The organism is Pseudonocardia sp. N23 (genome assembly GCF_002583555.1).
GTDB lineage: Bacteria > Actinomycetota > Actinomycetes > Mycobacteriales > Pseudonocardiaceae > Pseudonocardia.
The window spans coordinates 1-378 of the sequence record NZ_BEGX01000055.1; the positions used below are offsets into that span (position 1 = coordinate 1).

The window sequence follows — 378 nt, forward strand, 5'->3', positions numbered from 1 at the left end:
CGACACCCATCCTGACCAGCCAGTCCCAGACCAGCCAGATCCAGACTCACAGATGGCTTCGGTGGGCCCGTTGCTGGTGCCGGGTCGGTCGAAGTAGGCCAGCACGTCGTCGGCGCGCCGCTTGAGGGTGCGGCCGAGCTTGCGCAGCTCGTTCAGTGCGGCGGGGAACGCCGTGGCTGAGGGAGTCGATCAGCTGGCACATCAGCTGCTGTCCTCGTGTCCTGTCGACCTCGCGGTAGGCGGTGATCATCTGCTGGTAGACGCCCCAGGTCGCCTCGACCTGGACGTGCTGCTCGCCGTCGAACAGCGCATTGACGCGCTGGGTCTGCTTGTCGGTGAGCAGGTCGGCGCCGGTGTGCAGGGTGCGCCGGGCGGCGT

At 68.0% G+C, this 378-nt stretch carries 1 pseudogene; it reads right to left on the reverse strand.

Going from position 1 to position 378, the window contains the following annotated elements:
* Positions 1 to 378, reverse strand: a pseudogene (locus TOK_RS16485) (transposase); the annotation flags it as partial.